Source organism: Fredinandcohnia quinoae (assembly GCF_022427965.1).
Lineage (GTDB): Bacteria > Bacillota > Bacilli > Bacillales > Bacillaceae_L > Ferdinandcohnia > Ferdinandcohnia quinoae.
In genome coordinates, this window is sequence record NZ_JAKTTI010000035.1 from 25169 (window position 1) to 47205 (window position 22037).

A 22037-nucleotide genomic window follows, 5' to 3' on the forward strand; every position below is an offset into this window, starting at 1 on the left:
TCATCCTGTTCCTGAAATGATTATTCTTAGAAAATTTCCATTGAGGAACGGAAATCAACAGACTTTATAACAGAGCGACGTCTTTACATCACTAAATGGTTGAAATGAACCATTAACCCCAACAGCGGAAACAATTATGACATCTAAAGCAGTTAGAACAGTTGAAACACCTAAAACAACTAAAGCAATTAAAACAATTAAAGCACCTAAAGCAGCTAAAACCCCCACAACGATGAGATCCACCGCAACGGGAACCGCCGCCTCCGAACATCTCATATTGACGTGCCTCTTCACTATAAGGATCCAGAGGCATTAACTCACCCGCTTGGTATGGAGTCATTTCCAAGCCTTGTAATTGATTTTGAAAATTATTCATTTCTTCTTCTCCTTTGTGTTTAATAATTAGAGAGCAGAATGAAATTGGGCATTAAATCCATCAGATAGTTCGTATACTCTCTTTAACAAAATATGATTCCATTTAGGCAGGTGATACTGATGGCAGAGCCTAAAAAAAACTAAAGAAGAAACCGGCGCTTTGCATGAAAAACCTTTTCCTAATATCCCTATGATTACAGTAGATATCTAAGTGAAAAAACGACCCAGAACACAAAAAGATGAACTTAGCATTCTACTAAGTTCATCTTTTTCCTTGCAGCTACACAAGCCACTATTCAATTTCAAGTAGTTCTGAAAAAAATTGATTGATATTGCCTTTTAAAACAATTCCATGTCCCGTACACAAATATTCTACATCAAATTTATTAATATCCTTTATGCCTTCGATAAATAAACTAAAATTATGTTGTTTTCTCATTTCCTCGTTTTGAGACCAATCAGACACAAACTGTTTAAATTTTTCTCTTTCCAATTTGCCAGTACCTACAACATTATGGTCATTCAAAGGTTCTGCAAAGAAGCAAATATGGTCACCACAAAATAACACCTTGCTTTCACGATGATATAGTGAGACAGAACCTTTGGTATGATGTCCAAGAAGCACACAATCTAGATTACTTACAATCGAACCGTTATCTGGGAGACTCATTTTTAATTTGTATCTAAGATTTTCTGGAATCAATTCTAAATCTTTATTATGAATAAAGCCTTCGATTTCTCCTAAAAATTGAATTCCCCCGATATGGTCTTTATGAGCGTGTGTAGCAATAAAGCGAGTGATATCACTCTTGGAAATCCCTATACTTTTTAGTGCGGAAAACAGGAAACGAGAATGTTCTTCCTTACCTGAATCAATAAGTATAATATCATTGTTTTCGAGCAACAAGTAGCAGTTATTATATGAGTTCCAGGATTCATCCCATAATAAAAAGGCGTACACACCTTTCGTTATTTCTTCGAGATATGTTTTCATTCTATCCTCCCAATTACTGTACTTATTTAAATGAGATTTAAGTATTTATAAAAAATTTATTAAGTAAGAGCGAGATTCAATTGGCTTTTAATTACATTAAAGGATTTGGTGAGAAAGGGAGAAATATGGCCAATTTCGGATACGGCTTCTAGAAGTGTAAAGGTGTGCCCACCCCATGGCCCCTTTGGATCAAACACTTGCCTCCCTATTCTTATTCCCGTTGCTTCGGCATGGCTATCCAGGAGTTGGATACCTTTACGAAGTAGGTCTGTCGGTAACGGTTTATTCCTGCGACGTGACCACTCCACCAAGTAAGACATGCCCCGTAGTATATCGTATTCAAAAAACCTTGGAAAGCAAGGCTTTAGCCATTCCTTATCGATGATGTCTCCCGTTTTTTTAGAACATACAAGTTGATGTTCAATCAAATAACGAGCGCCTTGATCCAAGAAAAAGGCTTCCTTCTCAGTGAAATCGCGATTCGTATACCATAGAATTGCCTCAAGAGGAGGTAGTGTCGAAATGATTGAACTCTTATTAGAATGAGTATAAGCATCGGGTTCACAATTCAACCCACCATCGGATAGCTGATGCTCTAAGAACCATTCGCGAATCCAAGGCAGTTCCTTATCCAAATCACAGCCATAGTCCATCAAAATCATATAGTATACTGCGAGCTCACAGTGGCAGCAATCCATCTTCATATTATCGATTTCAGTTGTTGGATGGTCTTCGACAGATTTAAGGAAAATGGGCCAGGTCTGAGCTTCAAGAATATATTTAGCTTTTGCAATAGCTGATTCAGGAATTTGCTTTACTTCCCCCATCTCATAAAGGGTTGCCATATGCCACCAGAGCCCATCCCATTTTCTACGGCTATCTTCAATTCGTTCAATAGGCACATCCGGATATGATTCAAGAAATTTAATAGTGTCCTCAATTGAATATTGAATAGTTTTATTAGTTTCCACACCGATAACCTCCATATTACCTTAACAAATAGATTGATAGTTGTATTTTCAACGTCCGCTATTTAGTAATAAAAGAAATGCGTTTCCCCATAAGTATACTGAGCAATACGTGCTAATACTACATAATTATGGTGAATCATTAGTTATTTGAGGACAAGGAAGAACCAGCAAATTATAAATGAAATTCATGAAAAAAGTATTAATAAAGTCTATTCTAGGCCAATAAAATAAACCAAAAATACTCAAGTCCTTTTATAACTTGTTATTTTTGGCTTATAATTTTTAAATCTTCATTCTCTTTTCTTAAAATACCAATAGTTCTTTGAGTTATTCCGCTCGATCTTTTATTGTATACATCAAGCATGTTTGGTTCTTTTGTCTAAAACCCTTGATTTAATTTCAACCAATATTCGCATCAGGAAATCTATCTGAGACAAGATTTAAGCGTATGTTATGTTCAAGAAGGGCTTTTAGACCGCAAAGTACAATGGTATAACCACCTGTTGCATCAATCACCTGATTCACTATTTCATTTGAATCACCTTGGAATCCTCCATTTGTAATCGCAACAAAAGTTTCTTCGGTTCCCCGAGGGGTAAAAGTCCACTCCACAGTAGTGTCATCATCAAATTGTATGAGAATTCTCTTGTTTTGTTCAATTTCTTTTACATCAAGCTGTGCAGAAACTCCGAACATCTCCCAATCCCATCTGATACGTTTTCCTGCTTCTAATTTTCCACTTGCCTTAGTAAACCAAAATTTCGTTGTAATCGCAGGGTCAATAAATGCATTGAATACCTCATCAACAGGTTTTCTAATAAGCATCTCTACTTGTACTTTAGATTCAATATTTGAGATCGTCATTATAATACCACCTTTTTCAATTTCACTACTTTACTTCAAATTTCATGCTAAGACGTTAATACCTTGTAACATATCCTTCTTTTCCCACAATTACAAGTAATAATCAAAAACATTTCTTGTGAGATAAATCACATTTCTCCATTATTATTAATGCTATCATTAATGATGTTAGATAATCATTACCATGATGTGGTCGGTTTTTTCCCACTACTGTTTGTACTATTGTATTTTCACATAAAGGAAGATTTCATTAGGGAGGTTTTTATATGTCTGAAGAAAAATTGTCTGAGTTAATTAGTCCTGATGCTGTCATTAATTTTGAAACGGGTGCAATTAAAGCAAGCACTTTGGATTCAATTATAAATCTTTTACCATTTGAAATGGGCTTTTGCGATGCCAATGATATTTTCCGCTGGTATTCAAATAATCCCAACCGCGTGCATGGTCGTCGTAAAGAGGCTATTGGCCGCCATGTACTTGAGTTGCACCCAAAAATGGCTCATCATGTTGAAAAATTGTTGAATGATTTTCGTTCAGGAGCACGCGATGATTGGGAATTTTGGTTTCCAAAACGCTCCGGTATAGAAACTGGTCAAATTTATCAAAAATTCATGGCCGTACGTGATGAAAACGGAAAATATCTTGGATGTATGGATGTAACCGTTAATATCGACCTTTTCCAAGGAAAAGAAGGAAAACGTACCCCTGAAACGATTGACGAATTTATAGCTGTTAAGCCTGAATAAAAAGGGCCTTTTCCAACGAAAAACACACTGAATCCGTCCATTCAATGTGTTTTTCTTTATATATAGAAGTTTTATAAACTCTTAGTCCAGACCTTCTTCAGTCCGAGGACAAAAAGGTAAATACTCATTTAAAGCTGGACCTACCCACTTAGATTCGTAGTGAACAGAAACTGAGTTTAACTAGAAGCAATCCCCCGCATTGAAATCTTTTCTTCATACATCGTTTGATCTGCAGCATCTAGGATTTCCTCCACAGTGGTAATTGTGCCGGGCTTATAATAGGAGAAACCGTGGCGTGGCTTGCTGAAAGTTCATAAGGCTGTTGTGCTGACTGATTGAAGCTTTGAAATTCTTGCTTGATATTTGCCCATATCTCTTCCACTTTTTCTCTATCTTTTCCAGAGAAAACGATGATAAATTCGTCACCACCCATTCGGAATAGCACATCGCCAGCATCGATATTACGATTGATGATCTCGCAGCTTGTTTTGATGAGATCATCCCCAGCTGAGTGACCAAAGTTATCATTGACGGTTTTTAACCCGTTTATATCAATATAGCAAACAATGAACTCTTGCTGATAAGACCCTTGTATTTTCTCTTCCAACAAGAGCATCCCGCTACGCCGGTTCATCACTCCTGTTAGCGTATCGAATGAGGCGTGCTTGAGCAGCTCTTCTTCTTTTATCTTCAGGTTTGTAATATCCGTAACCCCAATTAGAATGCAGGACTGATCCAAATACTCGACCAATTCCAGGCTTAGCATCGCCCATTTTTTCAGATTGGGACTTACTTGATACTCCAGTTCATAATTTTTGATACTTTGATGCTCGCCAAGCATTTTTAAAATAGTCTGTTTTTCAAAAGGATTTGTAAATAAAAACTTACCATCTATTTTCGCCATGTCTTGATCCTGCAGATGATAATATTCAATGGCCTGTTGATTAATCAGCAAAATTTCATCATTTTGTAGGTTTGTAAGAATCAATGGATATGGGTTCATATGAAATAATCTTCGAAAACTCTTAGAATTTCTTCTTAACTTGCATTTATTTTCAAAATCACTTTTTCGCAGCTGATAGAGCATAAATGCAATCGTGAAGGAAATAACCGCCGCACCGGTTGAATTGATCATTTTTGTAATTAACGAAAGATGGTTAGGATCTATAAAAAATAATCCAATCAAAAAGTAAATGTGGACACTACATAAATAAATCAAAAGTGTACCCGGATGAATAGGAAAAATAACAGAAACCCCAAGTAAAATAATGATATACGCATAAAGATTACCATTTAATAATTGGCTGTTTATAGAAGCCGTTGCACCGATAAATAGAAATAAGACGATGTAGAGATGGATGATGGGACCTTTAGGCGCATTCTTGTAAAAATAATAACTGAGAAGAAAAATAATAGACAGAAAAAAACCTGTAAGGTGAATAGAAGCAAGAACCCATCTATACACCTGGTCAGTCACGTTATTTAATAGAAATAAGTCAGAATAAAGAAAGCCGGGATATGTGAAAATGAGCATAAAAGAAACCATTTTAAGCCGTTCAAAAAATAACCCATCTGAGTACGCGACAAAATTCTTTTGATCATCATTACCTTTAATTGAAGATAATTTCATTTTTTAAATTCCTCTATGTATCTAATTTGGGTGAATATAACCAAAATTATTATACACTGTGGGGCATTAAAATAGCTCCTATTATTATTTACTTTAAAGATGCTATATTAATAAATGAGGCTGTCTTGGATTTATAAGAATGATAATATAAAGGCACCAAAGGCCATCTAACTTCCTTTTCACTAAAGAACTTTTGTCTTAATTAGGTAAAATAAGCGAAGGTTTTCCGGTTATATGCAAAATAGGCTTCATTTCGGGGTAAATAAGGGAAGGTTTTCCGCTTATACGAAGCAAATCCTTCAATTTCCATGCTTTTCGAATCAATAGGCGGAGTTTTTCCGTCTATTTTAACTATTTTTTATTCTATTTACTAAATAGAGGAATTTTCTTCCGCTATTTATCTGATCAGATCGGGTGCTTAACCTGATACAAGTTACTGAGTAATAAATAAAACGGCAGTATTTCTGCCGCTTTATACTTGGAGTTAGAATCTCCGCTTTACCATCGCTTACGGTAAGGTCCCTTTGACGTATCTAAATGAGGTTTTATTTTATAAATTAGTAAATACTTACTTACAGATAATCACTTCGCGAGTAAAGGACCCTTTCTTAACAACTGCGCGGTCAATAATGCAAAACCCAACATTGATTAGGATTTCATCGATTGGTTCAACAGATATCACTACGACTTTTCTGGCAAACCTGCGCGCACTTTGAAGCATTTCGGCTTGTTCCTTAGGTGTGATTACAGAACATAAATTATAAGGTAAATCGATAATCGCTACATCATATTGATTTTTGATGTCACGGATATCTGTTAATTTCACCTCTCCAGAAAGCCCAAAGTGGGCAATATTCTCTCTGGTTCCACCCAGAATAAGACGATTCCTGTCGCTCCCCACTATGTCAATCCCCATTGATAAAGCTTCAACAAGCACCGTCCCAATTCCGCAGCAAGGGTCAATTGCCTTTATACCGCTTGGATCAGGAATGGCGATATTCACAACTGCTCTTGCCACACGTGTGTTAAGCGCAGTGGAGTAATTATGCGGCTTCCGTTGATGTCGAAACCAAACAGACTCACTTTTAACATAATCTCCGAATACCCATCTTCCGTTTATATTCATCACGCCAAACAATCGCTTTGGGTGATGAATATCAGCCACTCCATTGATATGTAATCCTATTTCCTTCTCAATTGTACGTCGGTTCTCAAATCCTTCCTCAACATTTTTTGAAGGACCACCACTTTTTATATAATACACTTTGAATGTTTCCCCAGTTACTTGTAAAGCCGCTACTTGTTCAATGAGTTTTTGAAGACTTTTCCCCTCATAAATTACAGCAAGTCTTTCCTTAATAAACGGACTTCGACTTGGATCAATTTTCATATGGCTTTCCAAGATGTTTGTTTGTGACTCCATCCCAAATAATGAGCGCATTTCCAAAGCACACAATGAACGTTCATCCTCATAACAAGCATATGTATAGATATAGATCGTTGATTTTGTATGTTGACTCTCCAATTCCATTCCATCCTTTATGATATAAATTTAAAAGGCAATAGGTCTGGCTTAACAGTACCTATTGCCTTTATTAATGAAAATTTACCTAAAGAACACCTTATCAATATTGTACTTTGACTTGAGTTCACTAATTATATACGTTTCATATATTTCTCTATGCACAGGGTCTTCAATAATACAAACTTCAATTTTAGTAACTTCATCTCTATGCATTTTGATTGGAGATACATTATCCTCAAAATGCTTTTTAATTCTTGGTCGTAATTTCCTTGCCTTACCAACAAATAATAGTTCTTGATTATTGTTAAAAAACATAAAAATACCACCCTTATCTCTAGGGATAAGATGAAAATCAGTAAAGCCATAAATATTACTTAACTCGGGATTATTCTGTTTGGTAATGGTAACACTTGGTTTTGGAATAGTTATGTTTATCACTACATTCACGTCCTCTTTCATAGTCCTTTAAATGCTATCATAACAGTAATGAAATTACATCATTTACTTATGGCACGGTAAATGAGATTCTCAATTTAAAGAGATATTAATGTATACCAATAACTGTGTCTTTGATTTATCCATAAGAACACTTACAGTCAAAAAGAAGTCTAAAATCAAAGCACACACAACTCACTTCCCTTTTAATAAGATTTCTCCTTAATTATGAAACCAGCGAAAATAAGCGGAGGATTTCCGGTTATATGCAAAATAGAGCTGTTTTTGGGGCAAATAAGGGAAGGTTTTCCGCTTATACGAAGCAAATCCCTCAACTTTCATGTTTTTCGAGTCAATAGGCGGAGTTTTTCCGTCTATTTTAACTATTTTTTATTCAATTTACTAAATAGAAGGATTTTCTTCCGCTATTTATCTGATCAGATCAGGTGCTTAACCTGATACAAGGTAATGAGTAATAAATAAAACGGCTGTATTTCTGTCGCTTTATACTTGGAGTTAGAATCTCCGCTTTACCATCACTTACGGTAAGGTTCACCGCAGTGTATCTAAATGAGGTTTTTTTATTAAACTGAATGCTTACTTATAAAACTCCTCAAAAACAATCTCTGTTAAAATTATATTCTTCTGTTATTTATTGTTGATGAACTTGATTTGGAGAAGGAAGAAGGATATTTGCTATTAATTGAAGAAAAGTTAAATATATGTTTACATTTTTTTTGAAAGTCGATTATAGATTACTATATTTATTAGATGGATAAATTGTCAAAAGAGGTGAACCCCCGATGAAATTAAGGGTGCACAGAAGCTTTGTTCGTTTTTGGATTGCATCGACAACTTCAAACTTTGGCACATATATTACTACCCTGGCTCTTCAGGTATTGGTGGTTAGTAATATGGGAGGCAGTGCTGTTGATGTTGGCTGGGTTTCAGCATCCAGATGGCTTCCGTACGTACTGTTGGGATTAATAGCGGGGGTTTTGGTTGATCGTTTTCACCAAAAGACTGTACTGGTGGTAACAGATATGGGGCGCGGCATTATACTTATCTTCATTTGCTTAATGTCTATCACAGGAGCAATCAGTATTGGCTGGCTAATGGTCCTGCTGGTTCTCTTTGGTGCTATGTCTCTTTTTAATGATGCTGCCTACCAGTCCTTTGTGCCACAATTAGTCCCACGTTCTTTATTAACACGAGCAAATGCACGGTTAGAACAAAGCTCAGCTGTTGCGGAAACGAGCGGGCCAGCCATTGGAGGTGGACTTGTCTCATGGATCGGTGCACCATTTGCCCTTCTTTTTGATGCCGTATCGTATCTATTTTCTGCTATATTAATGACATCGATTAAACACCAGCCCTCAAAAAAAGTGAAGGCTAATCCCCTTGGTCAGCAAATCAAGGAAGGTCTGCACTGGGTCTACCAACACCAATACCTACGTACACTCGCCTTAAACACTCATGCTTGGTTTCTCTTTCATAGCATGACAATGACGGTTCTAATATCCTTTTTTTTGATGGAGCTTGGCTTCGATGCCTCGTACCTTGGGTATGTCCTGGCCGCTGCAGGTGTCGGTGCTGTCGTTGGAAGCTCTCTATCTACTCGAGCGGGTGAGCGCTTTGGTGTCGGGCGTGCAATGGCTTTTTCTCGAATTCTCTATGGTCCAGCTGTTATCTTGATGGCTCTAGCACCAACAGCTAACAACTTCGACTCGCAGTACATAGCTCTCATTTTTGTAGTTGTAGGGCAGCTCTTTTACGGCTTTGCCATGGGAATCGAGGGTCCTCTTGAAATGGGATATCGACAGTATGTCACGCCATCTCATCTGCAAGGTCGTATGAATGCCACACTGCGATCTATCAACCGTAGTGCAGTCGTTATCGGCGCTCCATTAGGAGGTACCCTCGCTGACGGACTAGGTTTCATAACGGCTTTATGGATTTCGATAGCTGGACTAGCTTTATGCGGACTATGGTTCAGTCTTTCATCGATGCGAAAAGCACGAATAGAAGATGACGAAATCTAAAAATGCATTAAGATAATAAGAATCTGAATGACAAATTTATAAAAATATAAAATTTTCTAATGTCGAAAGTACAGTAGATGAAAAGATTGTGATGAAACAAGGTAAAGAAATTGAAGCTACTAGACTCACGTTTTCATAACGGGAAAAGACCATCATCATAATTTGGTGGTCTTTTTTGTTCAATTAAAATGCCTATTAGAGTAAGTACAATCTATCACAAACTATAACTATTATTATACAAACTTGTACATAAGAATATCGTCAACATATTTATTTTCATTTATCTTAAATTCTTTCACTTTACGACCTTCCTCGATAAATCCCATACTCTGGTATAATGATATTGCCCTTTGATTTGTTGAGAATACCCCCAAACTTACCTTTTCAATTAGAGGGTGGGTTTCTGCCCAACCCAACAATGCTCTAAGAAGTAATTTTCCAATACCCAAGCCTCTATAATTTTCATTAATAGACATTGAAATAGAACCTGTGTGAGATAGTCTTTTTAATTTATTTGAACGAAATACAATCGAACCTACAACCACATCATTTATTTCTGCAACTATTAAAGTTGCTTTTTCATTGTTTAATACCTCTTGTATTTGTTCCCTTTGTTCTTTTAAAGACTTTTTTTCTAACTCTTCAGATACTGTGATGAAATATTCTCCCTCGGAAATAACGGAATTTGATATTTCTAAAAGTGCCTCCGCATCTTCTAATTTTCCAGTTCGAATTACACAATTTTGATTGTTTATTATATCTAACATTAATATACCCCCTGGTAAACATAGTAATATTTATATGTTTAAATTCAAATTTTGATTCAACTTTGTGAATTTACTAGAATTTCAATAAAGAATAGTACTGAAAAATGCTATACCCACCTGATGTGTTTTCACACTAATTTCACAATTTCATCTTACTCATTTCAATTAAAAATACTATCCTAGTTACCTTTTCTAAAGTTTTCATACACAACACCCACTTCTCAGTACGCTATCAATTTGCCTCTTTAAGTAATACAAAAATTTTATGAATATGAGTGATAAATCCTTTTACAAACATACTGTATGTATGTTAAATTAAAATCAAAAAAGGAGGATGATTTATCCAATGAAAACAAATAGCTTTTACCCTGTTATTTTGACAGAGAAGGTTGAAGAAAGTTCAAAATTTTACACAGATTTCTTTGGATTTGATATCGTATATAAAGCGGACTGGTACGTTAGTTTAAGAAAGTCCCAGAGTAACTTTCCTTTTGAATTGGCTATCATAGATACTTCACATCCCACTATTCCAAGTGCTTACCAAAAATCAGTTCAAGGTTTGATTTTGAACTTTGAAGTGGAGGATGTAGATCAGGAGTATCGTAGGCTCATTATTTCCGAAAAACTCCCGCTACAACTTGATATTCGTGATGAAGTATTCGGACAGCGACACTTCATAACAAGTGATCCAAACGGAGTCCTAATTGACGTTATAAAGATCATTCCCCCTTCACAAGAGGAAAGTACTCAATACGTTGAGAATGTATGGTCAACTATTAATGAAGAGGTAAACAGATGAGTGCAAGTAAAGCACTAAAGGATTACTTTGATGTAGAGTTGGCTCACCATCTCTCTAATCTGATAGAACCCTATTATCCAATTTTCCCATCAGATTTGTTTATTCAATCCGTTGCTAACCAAGTTGGGCCGTTAGAATTAAAAGGAAGAGTCGCTGTCATATCTGATGAATTAAGAAACGTTCTTCCAACCGATTATTCGGAGGCATTAAACATTCTCCTAAAAATACTAGGGCCGGAAAATGAAACAGAACAAGGAATGTTTACAAATGGTTATTTTTTAATGCCCGTAGCCTTTTTTGTAGAAAAATATGGTCTACAGCATTTTGAAATTTCCATGTACGCTTTGTATGAAATTACTAAGCGACATACATCAGAATATGCCATCCGTCCTTATTTGCAAGGCTATCCAGATGAATGTTTGGGGTATTTAAACAACTGGTTGCATGACACTAACCCTCATGTTCGTCGCTTAGTTAGTGAAGGTACACGTCCACGTCTTCCTTGGGCGAAGCGTATGAATGCCATTAAAGGGAATCCGGCCAATAATCTTGATTTATTAACGCCATTATTAAAGGATCCTTCTTACTATGTAAGAAAGTCAATAGCTAACCATTTGAACGACCTAACAAAGGACTACAGAGATACTACGCTTGATTGGCTTCGCAGTTTGGATCTAAAAGAGGATAGGATTAAATGGGTTATTCGTCACGGCTTACGTTCTCTAGCCAGTTCGGGTGATCCAGAGGCTCTAGATCTATTGGAAATACTATGAGTAATAATATGAATAGGAGAATCACCTTTCATGAAAAGAAGTAAGGAAGAAAGTTACGAAACAATAAACCAACTCAGAGAAGTTGCTAGAAAGCATTTTACCGAGCATGGCTACGCAGCTACTGTATTGGATGAAATAGTTAAGGAAGCTAATTTAACAAGAGGGGCAGTCTATCATCATTTTGGGAGTAAGAAAGGACTCTTTCTCGCTGTACTAGAGTCTGTTCAGAGAGAAGTAGCTGAAAGGGTTGAATCTGAAGCAGCCCAAAGTGAGGATTTATGGGACCAGCTTATTCTTGGATGCCTTGCCTTTGTTACCGCAGCAGTTGAAGAAAAAAACAAGCGAATCATGCTTATTGATGGACCGGCTGTGCTAGGCTGGGAAACCTGGCGGAGCATGGACGAAAAAGGCTCTATGCAGCTATTACACGAACAACTTCAATTAATGCAGAATCAAGGTTACTTTGAATCGATATCCATTGATGCATTAACACATATCCTATCGGGTGCGCTGAATGAATCTGCTCTATGGATTGCACAGATGCCAAATGTAGCAGAATCAGTCGAGGAAACTATGAAAATCATTTCCATGTTGTTGGAGAAATTTAGAACTTAAACGGATTGCTGCGCTGATGACAATGTTTCAGCGCATGCTTTCCGATACCAACAAAGTTAAATGAAAAGACAATTCAAATTCATTGGTATTTTAACTCCAGAATTTTCACATGGAGTCCTTTAGAGTTTGTTTTTGGTTTAATCAAATTGGTTGATTTTTCAACACCTCAGCAAGTTCATACAAGTAATCATATTGTTTGATTTGATAGTTTCGTCCTTGCTTTTGTAAGTAATTTTTATCACAAAATTGTGCAAATACATGCAATAAGTGCCTATATGATACACCTAAATAATCACAAACCGTTATATGTTTCTCCTTATAAATCCCTTGATCGGCTGTTTGTAGAATAAAATCCGCAAGCCGGTTTTCAAGTGGGAAAGCTAAACTTTGAGAATACTTCGCTGCCATATGTGTAGCCTTTACACTTAGAAAGTTAGTTAATTCACGTAGAAATTTTGCATCCTCCAGTAATTTTGTTCGATAGCGGTGAAACGGAAGCGCAAAACAAATGGTCTTTGTTGATGCCTGAATCCCCTTTGTATAGTACACATCATTTAATAATTCCATTTCCCCAATATAATCATTTGCATTGATAAAATTAATTAAAGAGACTTTTCCATTTTGATGTGTTAAATATATTTTTGCATTTCCTTCGATTACATAAAATAAAAAATCCGGTCTCATGCCCTCTTTGATGATCCACTCATCCCGCCTGTATTCATGCACTTCCATATACTCTTCGACTGGGAAGGAAAATATATGTGCAATTGAATGCTTCTCCATATACAGTCCCTTCTTTCCACCTTTGTAAACTTCCATATTTCACCTCAAAAATATGAGATATCTCATATTATTAGTATTTAATCCCATGATATCATGCAATCAACACGAGGAGGATAAGAATGAACACACAACGCTGGATGAGTATAAAGTTTTTTAGTTTTTTTATGACATGGGGCATTTTTCTACCATATTGGTCAGGGTGGATGATTTATACAAAAGGAATTTCAGTCTCCCAAGCGAGTCTGATCATGAGCTTAGGATTAATTGCAAGAGGCATCTCTACATTATTTGCATTTCCTTATTTATCCGGGAAATTTAGTAGCAAACTACTATTAAATGTAGCGGGAATCGGCACACTGATAGCCATTCTTTGTTATATTCCGGCAAGTTCCTTCACTAGTTTACTTGCGGTAACTATTATTTTACATTTATTTTTTCCAACACTGATGCCTGCTTTAGATAGTGCAGCAAGTGTCCTAATGCAAAGTAAACAATTAAGACACTATGGTAGAAGTCGTCAGTGGGGATCCATTGGGTTTGTCTCGGTTGGAATGGTGTTAACTATTTTTACAGGAATGCTTGGAGATGAAGTGATTTTTTGGGCACTATTGCTTGGAATAATCGGATTTGTATGTCTTGGTTTTATGCGTGCACCAGATATTTTATCGGAAAAGCCGAAAGTAGACCAAACACAGAAAGTGGGCATATTACATTTATTCCGTATCAAACATTTTAGTTCGGTACTCATCATTGTTATTTTGCTGCAAGCAGCACATGCTACTTATTACAATTATGGCTATATTTTCTTACAAGATATCCATGCACCAATCTACCTAATTGGTCTCATTCTTAACATTGCGGTGATTGCAGAAATCATTTTCTTCTCTATCGCAGATAAAAGCTTTAACCGATTTTCAGTAGGTACTTTACTGACATTAGCAGCGATAGGTTCTTCTATTCGTTGGTTACTAGTGTTTGTCTATCCAAGTGTAATAGTATTCTGTATCGCACAAACTTTACATGCATTTTCATTTGCCATGGGACATTATGCTTTTATGAAATACTTAATCAACAACATACCACACGCTCAAGTATCGAAAGCACAAGGCATGTATTCAGCGCTTGCCCTTAGCTGGAGCACTGCTGTGTTTACCATTTTTGGTGGCTTTTTATACGAAATTGAGCCAAAATATGCCTTTATCGGAATGCTAATTTGTACCCTACCGGCAATGGTGCTTGCACTTAAATATCGAAATCAAGAACTTAGAAAGGAAGTTTTACTTTCTTTTTAAATGACTGGTCAGTTCTTACGAAACCGATTCAATCTTCTCAACTTCACTTTTTTGTTCCTGATTCCATCTAAAAAAATATCAGCAATCTGTTACTTATATTTCTAACCTAGTGATTATCAGAGGTTAGAAAAATAATACAATTTATTAGTGGATAAACTAATTGAGATATTACGTAGACCTTCTTTTTGAGGTGACCAAAAATGAACTTAGAGAGATGGATAATAGTTGGAATCATTATTTTAAATATTTTATTGATAGGGTTGTTTTTGCCAAAGGAGAAAGCAAGAGAAGCATGGTTATTATTTTTATCTCTTCAATTTATCACTTGGCCAGCAGGACTGTTTGCGGTAGAAATGGGGTGGATTAATTACCCTGTTCAACTCTTAATTGATGCAAATAAATACAATAAAACCAGTTTTTCATTTGAGTTTCTCTTCTTCCCTATCTTATCGGTTTTCTTTAGCTTATATTTTCCTAAAAATAAAAACATTACAGTGAAATTTTTATACTATTCGATATTTGCTAGTGTCTTTACGACTATTGAAGTGATTTTAGAGAAAACAACTAATTTGGTTCATTATGATGAGTGGAAATGGCATTGGTCATTAATCAGCATTATTATCTCTTTGTTCATAAATCACCACTACTACCTTTGGTTCATCAAAAGATTAAAAAAGGTGGGACACCAATGAATAAAGAAATAATCATATTAGTATCTCTATGGTTAATTGCGATATTTTGTTTATTAACTTTTATACCAAAAGCCAACAGAAGGTTAGCACAAATAACCTTTTTGTTTGCACAAACCTTTTCTTGGATATATGAATACTTTCAAGTCAGACATGAATTAATTGAATTTCCCTTCAGAGAATTTAAAAATGCAACAATGATGAGTTTTTCTTTACATTTTGTAATATTTCCAACCTTTGCTGTCTTTTTTATTCTCCTGTATCCCACAAAGAAGAATTTCAAATGGATTACTATTTACTATCTATTGTACGGTTCGACTTTGCCTTCTCTCGTATTCATTTTAGAAAAATATACTTCTTTAATCCATTACAAAAATTGGAACTTCATTTTTGCTTATATAGTAAATTTAATTGCCCTATATATAGTAAAAAAGTTTGTATTTTGGTTTAATAAAGGAATAGTATATTAAAGAGTTTTGTTAAGAAAGCTTTGTTATATAAAAAACCACAAATAAACAAGATTTTATTCAATATCTTGTTTATTTGTGGCTTAAAATTTCCCCTATTCATAATTTCATTTACTTATGATACAGTTCACGACCAATTGCTTCTACTTCATCGGTGTCGAAAATAGTTGTGGAACATCCAGTATCTAGAAGAACATCATTTAAATGAAGATTGAAATGTATGATGGGTTACCTCTAATCTCCGTTATAACTAGCACCTTCTAGTTCTTTTTAATAAGGATATCATTTTTAAGAGAATTGAATAAATCTATTTGAGGCGTTGTATCAATGTTGATGAGATTTTTACATTTAAGAGTAAATATAAAAAGTCCTCGTCTTGATTAGGTAAAATTAGCGGAAGGTTTTCCGGTTATATGAAAAATAGGGCTCGTTTCGGGGTAAATAGAGGATAGTTTTCCGCTTATACGAAGCAAATCCTTCAATTTTCATGCTTTTCGAATCAATAGGCGGAGTTTTTCCTTCTATTTTAACTATTTTTTATTCTATTTACTAATTAGAGGAATTTTCTTCCGCTATTTATCTGATCAGATCGGGTGCTTATCTGATACAAGTTACTGAGTAATAAATAAAACGGCAGTTTTTCTGCCGGTTTATACTTGAAGTTAGAATCTCCGCTTCACCATCACTTGCGGTAAGGTTCCCTTTGACTTATCTAAATGAGGTTCTATTTTATAAATTATTAATACTTACTTACAGATAATCACTTCACGAGTAAAGGACCCTTTCTTAACAACTGCGCGGTCAATAATGCAAAACCCAACATCGATTAGGATTTCATCGATTGGTTCAACAGATACCACAACGACTTTTCTGGCAAATCTGCACGCACTTTGAAGCATTTCGGCTTTCTCCTTAGGTGTGATTACAGAACATAAATTATAAGGTAAATCGATAATTGCTACATCATCTTGATTTTTGATGTCACGGATATTATTTAATTTCACCTCTCCAGATAGCCCAAAGTGGGCAATATTCTCTCTGGTTCCACCCAGAATAAGACGATTCCTGTCGCTCCCCACTATGTCAATCCCCATTGATAAAGCTTCCACAAGCGCCGTACCAATTCCACCTTTTTACATAGTAAAAACGATTGTATTTTGCATTTATAAAGTCCTATACATAGGACATTATTACCAAATAAATTCTTTTATGTAAAATATTTGTTAAATCTATCTTTTAATATGTTACAATAAAATACGAAATATTGGAAAATGTTAACAGTAAAAAACATGGCCTTTTTAACTGTGCCAAAGAATAACATGGAGAGGGACGTGATGGTTTGAAGACTATTCTAATTATTGTGGGAGTTATTGCAGCAATTGTAATTTTACTTATCATAGGTTTGATTACAGCGAACAATCGAATTGTGAAAAAAGCGAAACAATTGCGATCAGAAATGGAGATGGCTAACACTTTGCCGAAGGAGAAACAGCATTTGCTTGCCTACGGTGCCAATTTAGCTCTTTATCGTTCTGAGTCGCCACGGATACTGCCCGTGAAGGTAGACCATGAAACTTTGAAGGAAGGTCTTTCTTCAGCTTGGGAAGTTAGTAATACGGAAGAGGCTGTACAAACTCTGGAATGGCTACTTACGGAAGGGCATCGCGGGCGGTATGATGAGCTGCTTATAGCCTTAAAAGCTGGCCAGACTTTCACAGAGGGAGAAGTTGGGAAATCGCAGGAATGCTATGAAACAACCCAAAAAGGAATGATGCAAAAGCTTTCCTTTACGAAGTCCGATTTTGATCAGGTAGATACTATTGCTGCCTGGGATTTTGACCGAGCTGTAAATATTGCAAGATGGAGTTACATACTTGGTTATTTAACTGAAGAACAGGCATGGGACTATATAGAGAGAGCTGCTAATAATGCCAGCCAACTCTTTGATTCCTGGAAGGACTATTTTATATCATTTGCATTTGGCCGTGCCATTGCTTACGAAGGTTACATTTACGATATAATTTGGAATGGACGAGAATTGCTGAATGAAAAGGACTCAATCTGGAATGAATTTAGCATTAAACGATACGGAACAAAAAGCCAAATCATTTAGGATTGGACAAGGTCTGAGAGAGTGTTCCGCCTTACAATACATAAGGACCAACAACTATAGGTATAGATGCCTGTCCCCCAACTCTTTGGAACAAGGGAAATGAATGAATTCTAATTGGATGGTCAAATGCAAGTTGAACTAGGTCAATTATTACGCCTCCTAATTAACTTAGATAAAGTTCTCCTTCCTAATTGGATGGGAGAGAATTCTTATAATTCTAAAACTAAAAAGGCATAGATATAGTCTTATTTAGACTGTACCTAATGCCTTTTATTTGACGTCTTAAAGTGGTTCACTGAAAAACTTGTCTAAACCTCATTTACTTGTGGTAAGGTTCGCCGTACCGGTTTATGGGGTAAACTAATATTATTTCCTAAATTAAAAAGACGAGGTTAAATCACTATTTTAAATAAAGCTCTACCTCGTCTGATAATTATTTTTAATAATGTCCCAATTATGTCCTATTTTTGTCCCCATTTTCCTATTAGTATTTAAAACTAATGTATCCTCATTAGGTATTTATAGTTATCAACGTAAGCCCCTAAGTCACTTATGGGATACCCTCATATAAAAAACCGCACCTATTTATGGTACGGTTTACTGCGATGTGTCTAAATGGGATATTTATTTTTCTACTATCTCTTTTTTCATACATTCTCTACTTTTGCATAGGCTGTTTTCATATAGATTGTTGTTTTTACCCCCCAGCCTGCAACACTTCGCTTTCCGTGTGCAAGAGGCAATCCTCCTTGGTTACTCTACATGTTAACTTTGCTTTTTATTAGTTTTAGCCAAAATTAGCATAGGTATAGCGAGAAGCAAACTAATTATCACGGGGACTACGGAAGCTTCGATACCAAAATCACCGCCCGTTAGAATGAATGGACCAGTTACCTCTGCAGAAAAAAGGCCTGTTGAAGGGTGTCCCGAGACGGGTATACCCAAGAGTTCTTCTATAGCATTCCAAGCAAAATGGATACCAATAACGAACCAGAGACTTCGGCGCCAAAGGAAGGCCGAACCAAGAAGGACACCTGCTTGGATGACAATCGCGACGGCACTCCAAATTGTCGCTCCCGGGTTTCCTAGATGTGCGATACCAAAGAACAGGGAAGTAACAGCAAGTGCTGTCCACCTGCCTATCATACTTTCAATTGCTTGAAAGGCAATTCCCCGAAAAAGCAATTCTTCAACAAATGCTGCTCCAAGGGCTGTTGCTATCGCAGGCAGTAAAACAGAGCTCACGCTTGCTGATAACCATTTAAAAGAGTACCCGTCAAGTAAAAAAATAATCAAGGTCGAAATACTGATAAAGATCAAACCAATTAGCACGCCAAAAGCCACTTCAGGAATAGCGCTTTTAAGTGCCAGCTCTGACACCCTCCGATTTGCCAAACATTTCATTGTAAGCAAATACAATATAACAGCCACAGCGCATTCTACAATTGCCAAGCCGATGGATTCAAATCCTTTTGAACCCCCAACTAATGAGCTTAGCTGGCTATCGGCTAGAATAATTACAATTGCCCCGAGCACCATCCAAACTAGGGGGAATTGAATAAATGAATAAAGCCACAACTTCTTTTTACCTTGATGGAACTCTTTTTTTTGAAGTTTATAATGTGCCATTCTGCCATCTCTCCTTGTTTTAAGGTTAATTTCCTATAGTTTATCTTCAAAAAGTCATAGGTTCGAAGTGCTGTTTGGTCATAACAAAGTCATATAGTCATATATGATTAGCAACCAAACACTATTGCGCTTGTCCGGAAGTTGGAAGTAAACTGTAAGACTTTAAAATATCGGCGAATCATTCAATTTCAATTATTAACAAATCACTTATTTAGTAATTTCATAAATGACAAAAAAGCTGACAGTCTTTTTGCTATCAGCTTGGAAACTATAGTATTTCATCTCTAATTCATGGGGGACCTTACTATTAATCTCCAAATATCCCTTCGTCTTTAGCCTTAAGTGCTGCTTGTCTTCTATCCTTGACATTTAGTTTGGAATAAATATTCGAAATGTAGTTCTTAACCGTCCCTTCGCTAAGAAAAAGGGCTTCAGCAATATCCTGATTGCGTAGACCTAAGGCAAGCTTTTGAAGAACTTCAACCTCTCGGGGGCTAAGTCCATATGGGTTACTTTTATTTGGAAATCCATGTAGCGTTTCTTTAGTCCCTATACTCATAACTTTTTTCACACTTTTCATCATTTCATTAGCCATTTCCTGCGAAATAAGTGTACCCCCTGTGTGGACCACCTGTATGCCAGCGACAAGATCTTTAGGATGGATAGCTTTAAGGAGGAATCCTTCAGCTCCGTGGCTTAGCGCTGAAAGCACATAATCTACTTCTTTATAGGATGTCAAAATAATAATCTTCACTGTTGGGTCATTCAACTTGATTTTCTCTGTTGCCCCCACGCCATCCAAAATGGGCATATTTATATCCATTAACACGATATCTGGTTTAAATTTTGCACAAAAGTCAACAGCTTCTTCACCATTTTTAGCCAATGCAACAACCTCAATAGCATCTTCCATATTTAGGACAATATTAAGACTTTCGAGAATTAATTCCTGATCATCCGCTATTAATACTTTGATATTAGACATTAGATTCTACCTCCTTATAAGGTATAGCGCATCTTATTTCAGTACAGGCATATACAGAATCGATCGAAAAACTCCCGTTAAGACTTTCTATTCGGCTCTTCATGGATGTTAGTCCGAACCCAAACGCGTTTTTTTCTATTGGTCTTCCGTTATTTCTAATGATCATTTGCAAATCAGTTGCTGTAAAGTGAAGGATGAGCTCAATTTCCGATGCTTTACCATGTTTCAGTGCATTTGTAAAAGATTCTTGAATCACTCGGATAATGGTTTGGCGTACTTCAAAGCTCACGTTCCTTTCTGCACCTTTTACTATAAATCGAATGTTTATCCCTGTATGATGTTGAAGCTTGTTAATTAATGTCCTGGTCTGATTTATCAGGTTGATGTCCTCTTCTTCACCAATCTCGTGAACAATGTCTCTCATTTCATTCAGGTTATCCTCCGTTAAAGCTCTTAAATCCATTAACTTTTCTTTGGCCAAATCCGGTTTGCGATCCATAAGAACAATGGCAGCATCAAGACCCATAATAAGAGAAATAAAGGAATGCCCTAGTGTATCGTGCAGCTCCTTGGACATGCGATTTCGCTCCTCTAACAGAGTCATTCTTTCAATTTCAGCAGCATATTGAGTAAGCAATCTATTCTGTTCATTAATTTCTTGGGCCAGTGCATGTTTGTCATGATAGGCCTTAGTAATGAACCTGACCCAAATTCCAATAAATAAGAAGAGTAAATTGTCAGTGCTTGAACCAATGACTAAATTCCACGGCACTTCACCTAATAAGATACCAACAGAAGGGAGGAGGATAATAATGGGGATGATCCAAACGGTCCATCTGGTCAATAAATACCCGATGGCAAGACTTGGGATAAGGTAACTCACACTTGCAACTTGATGCATATGGATAATAGAATATGTAAAAAGAGAGCCTCCAAGTAATAATTCAGTTATGGAGAACCATGACTTATTCCTTCGTAACTGCGGAAACCAGCCTAAAATAGGAATAATAAAAGCAGCAAGAAGCCAAATTGTGTTTCCAAGCAATTGTTGATTCGAATAGCCGCTCTTAAGAAATATCTGCAACATTAGTACTATATAATTATAGGAGCGAAGTGCAAATATCCCCCAGTCCATTATAGAAGAGATTTTTTTCATTAACTTGAGCCCCTAACTCACACTTTGAATTTAGATAGAAACCACCCTATACTTCCATTGTATAGGATATTTAGTGGGAAACACATTAAAATTGAACATCAAAAATTTAGCGGTGGCTCTTTTTAGACTGGATGGGGGATAAACGTGCCTTATAATAATTAATGGCCAATTATCTTCTTTTAGTGTTTCAAATAGATTTCGAAGTTGTAATGAATACGAGTTTCAATTTTCTCACTATGAATTTAATATTAGAAGAGATAATTTTTCGAATAAGGGAAATTGTTCAAGTTTCCTCTTTAAGGCTAATCTCATTTAATTTTTAATTCCCCTATTACATCCCATTGTTCAATGAACTTAGCCATTGATTTCTCCACTTCATCTTCACTC

The 22037-nt window shown here is 36.1% G+C and carries 22 protein-coding genes; 9 read left to right on the forward strand and 13 right to left on the reverse strand.

Annotated elements, in window-relative coordinates; translation table 11 throughout:
- Window positions 1-112 precede the first annotated feature (112 nt).
- The 4 genes from MJG50_RS17760 to MJG50_RS17775 all read right to left on the reverse strand — a co-directional run bounded on the left by MJG50_RS17760 (window position 113) and on the right by MJG50_RS17775 (window position 3204).
- Window positions 113-376 carry a heterocycloanthracin/sonorensin family bacteriocin gene (locus tag MJG50_RS17760; RefSeq protein ID WP_240257103.1) on the reverse strand — a complete coding sequence of 88 codons (264 nt, stop codon included), beginning with the start codon at window positions 374-376 and terminating at the stop codon, window positions 113-115.
- Between the two features lie 291 nt (window positions 377-667).
- Entirely contained in the window at window positions 668-1369 is a 702-nt protein-coding gene (locus tag MJG50_RS17765; protein WP_240257104.1) for an MBL fold metallo-hydrolase, read from the reverse strand.
- Between the two features lie 59 nt (window positions 1370-1428).
- Entirely contained in the window at window positions 1429-2340 is a 912-nt protein-coding gene (locus MJG50_RS17770; RefSeq protein WP_240257105.1) for a prenyltransferase/squalene oxidase repeat-containing protein, read from the reverse strand.
- Between the two features lie 399 nt (window positions 2341-2739).
- Window positions 2740-3204, reverse strand: a complete 465-nt coding sequence (locus MJG50_RS17775; protein WP_240257106.1) for an SRPBCC family protein — start codon at window positions 3202-3204, stop codon at window positions 2740-2742.
- Window positions 3205-3470: 266 nt separating this feature from the next.
- On the opposite strand from MJG50_RS17775, the gene MJG50_RS17780 reads away from it, so the two are divergent.
- A complete protein-coding gene (locus tag MJG50_RS17780) occupies window positions 3471-3950 on the forward strand; it encodes a PAS domain-containing protein (protein ID WP_240257107.1) in 480 nt (159 codons plus the stop codon).
- Between the two features lie 238 nt (window positions 3951-4188).
- Here MJG50_RS17780 and MJG50_RS17785 read toward each other — a convergent pair whose 3' ends face one another.
- From MJG50_RS17785 to MJG50_RS17795, 3 genes are all read right to left on the reverse strand, one after another.
- Window positions 4189-5580 carry a GGDEF domain-containing protein gene (locus tag MJG50_RS17785; protein WP_240257108.1) on the reverse strand — a complete coding sequence of 464 codons (1392 nt, stop codon included), beginning with the start codon at window positions 5578-5580 and terminating at the stop codon, window positions 4189-4191.
- 568 nt (window positions 5581-6148) lie between these two features.
- Window positions 6149-7111: a TRM11 family SAM-dependent methyltransferase gene (locus MJG50_RS17790; protein WP_240257109.1), complete on the reverse strand. Its 963-nt coding sequence runs from the start codon at window positions 7109-7111 to the stop codon at window positions 6149-6151.
- Between the two features lie 75 nt (window positions 7112-7186).
- Complete coding sequence (locus tag MJG50_RS17795; RefSeq protein ID WP_240257110.1) at window positions 7187-7543, reverse strand: nucleotide excision repair endonuclease; 357 nt, start codon at window positions 7541-7543, stop codon at window positions 7187-7189.
- An 800-nt stretch (window positions 7544-8343) separates the two neighbouring features.
- Here MJG50_RS17795 and MJG50_RS17800 point away from each other — a divergent pair.
- Entirely contained in the window at window positions 8344-9582 is a 1239-nt protein-coding gene (locus tag MJG50_RS17800) for an MFS transporter (protein WP_240257111.1), read from the forward strand.
- Between the two features lie 233 nt (window positions 9583-9815).
- Here the strand turns inward: MJG50_RS17800 and MJG50_RS17805 are convergent, their stop codons facing one another.
- Window positions 9816-10349 (reverse strand): GNAT family N-acetyltransferase, encoded by a 534-nt coding sequence (locus MJG50_RS17805; protein ID WP_240257112.1) that lies wholly within the window; start codon window positions 10347-10349, stop codon window positions 9816-9818.
- A 346-nt stretch (window positions 10350-10695) separates the two neighbouring features.
- On the opposite strand from MJG50_RS17805, the gene MJG50_RS17810 reads away from it, so the two are divergent.
- Genes MJG50_RS17810 through MJG50_RS17820 form a run of 3 tightly spaced genes read left to right on the forward strand, consistent with a single transcriptional unit; the run spans window position 10696 to window position 12536 of the window.
- Window positions 10696-11148 carry a VOC family protein gene (locus tag MJG50_RS17810; RefSeq protein WP_240257113.1) on the forward strand — a complete coding sequence of 151 codons (453 nt, stop codon included), beginning with the start codon at window positions 10696-10698 and terminating at the stop codon, window positions 11146-11148.
- Window positions 11145-11921, forward strand: coding sequence for a DNA alkylation repair protein (locus tag MJG50_RS17815; protein WP_240257114.1), 777 nt, complete (start codon window positions 11145-11147; stop codon window positions 11919-11921). Before MJG50_RS17810 ends, MJG50_RS17815 begins: the two co-directional genes overlap by 4 nt.
- A 30-nt stretch (window positions 11922-11951) precedes the next feature.
- The gene (locus MJG50_RS17820) at window positions 11952-12536 is read left to right on the forward strand and encodes a TetR/AcrR family transcriptional regulator (protein ID WP_240257115.1); all 585 of its coding nucleotides are present in this window, start codon (window positions 11952-11954) and stop codon (window positions 12534-12536) included.
- A 141-nt stretch (window positions 12537-12677) separates the two neighbouring features.
- On the opposite strand, the gene yeiL is transcribed toward MJG50_RS17820, so the two are convergent.
- A complete protein-coding gene (gene yeiL / locus MJG50_RS17825; RefSeq protein WP_240257116.1) occupies window positions 12678-13355 on the reverse strand; it encodes a transcriptional regulator YeiL in 678 nt (225 codons plus the stop codon).
- 83 nt (window positions 13356-13438) lie between these two features.
- Between yeiL and MJG50_RS17830 the strand changes: the two genes are divergently transcribed.
- The 3 genes from MJG50_RS17830 to MJG50_RS17840 all read left to right on the forward strand — a co-directional run bounded on the left by MJG50_RS17830 (window position 13439) and on the right by MJG50_RS17840 (window position 15770).
- Window positions 13439-14611: an MFS transporter gene (locus MJG50_RS17830; protein WP_240257117.1), complete on the forward strand. Its 1173-nt coding sequence runs from the start codon at window positions 13439-13441 to the stop codon at window positions 14609-14611.
- A gap of 200 nt (window positions 14612-14811) precedes the next feature.
- Window positions 14812-15303, forward strand: a complete 492-nt coding sequence (locus MJG50_RS17835) for a CBO0543 family protein (protein WP_240257118.1) — start codon at window positions 14812-14814, stop codon at window positions 15301-15303.
- Window positions 15300-15770: a CBO0543 family protein gene (locus MJG50_RS17840; RefSeq protein WP_240257119.1), complete on the forward strand. Its 471-nt coding sequence runs from the start codon at window positions 15300-15302 to the stop codon at window positions 15768-15770. Before MJG50_RS17835 ends, MJG50_RS17840 begins: the two co-directional genes overlap by 4 nt.
- 743 nt (window positions 15771-16513) lie before the next feature.
- Here the strand turns inward: MJG50_RS17840 and MJG50_RS17845 are convergent.
- On the reverse strand, window positions 16514-16861 hold the full coding sequence (locus MJG50_RS17845; protein ID WP_240257120.1) for a TRM11 family SAM-dependent methyltransferase: 348 nt from the start codon (window positions 16859-16861) through the stop codon (window positions 16514-16516).
- Window positions 16862-17106: 245 nt separating this feature from the next.
- On the opposite strand from MJG50_RS17845, the gene MJG50_RS17850 reads away from it, so the two are divergent.
- A complete protein-coding gene (locus tag MJG50_RS17850; protein WP_240257121.1) occupies window positions 17107-17880 on the forward strand; it encodes a DUF1266 domain-containing protein in 774 nt (257 codons plus the stop codon).
- A 765-nt stretch (window positions 17881-18645) separates the two neighbouring features.
- Here MJG50_RS17850 and MJG50_RS17855 read toward each other — a convergent pair.
- From MJG50_RS17855 to MJG50_RS17865, 3 genes are all read right to left on the reverse strand, one after another.
- Window positions 18646-19509 carry a CPBP family intramembrane glutamic endopeptidase gene (locus MJG50_RS17855; protein WP_240257122.1) on the reverse strand — a complete coding sequence of 288 codons (864 nt, stop codon included), beginning with the start codon at window positions 19507-19509 and terminating at the stop codon, window positions 18646-18648.
- A 307-nt stretch (window positions 19510-19816) separates the two neighbouring features.
- Window positions 19817-20494: a response regulator transcription factor gene (locus MJG50_RS17860; protein WP_240257123.1), complete on the reverse strand. Its 678-nt coding sequence runs from the start codon at window positions 20492-20494 to the stop codon at window positions 19817-19819.
- Window positions 20487-21581, reverse strand: a complete 1095-nt coding sequence (locus MJG50_RS17865) for a sensor histidine kinase (protein WP_240257124.1) — start codon at window positions 21579-21581, stop codon at window positions 20487-20489. Before MJG50_RS17865 ends, MJG50_RS17860 begins: the two co-directional genes overlap by 8 nt.
- Between the last annotated feature and the right edge of the window lie 456 nt (window positions 21582-22037).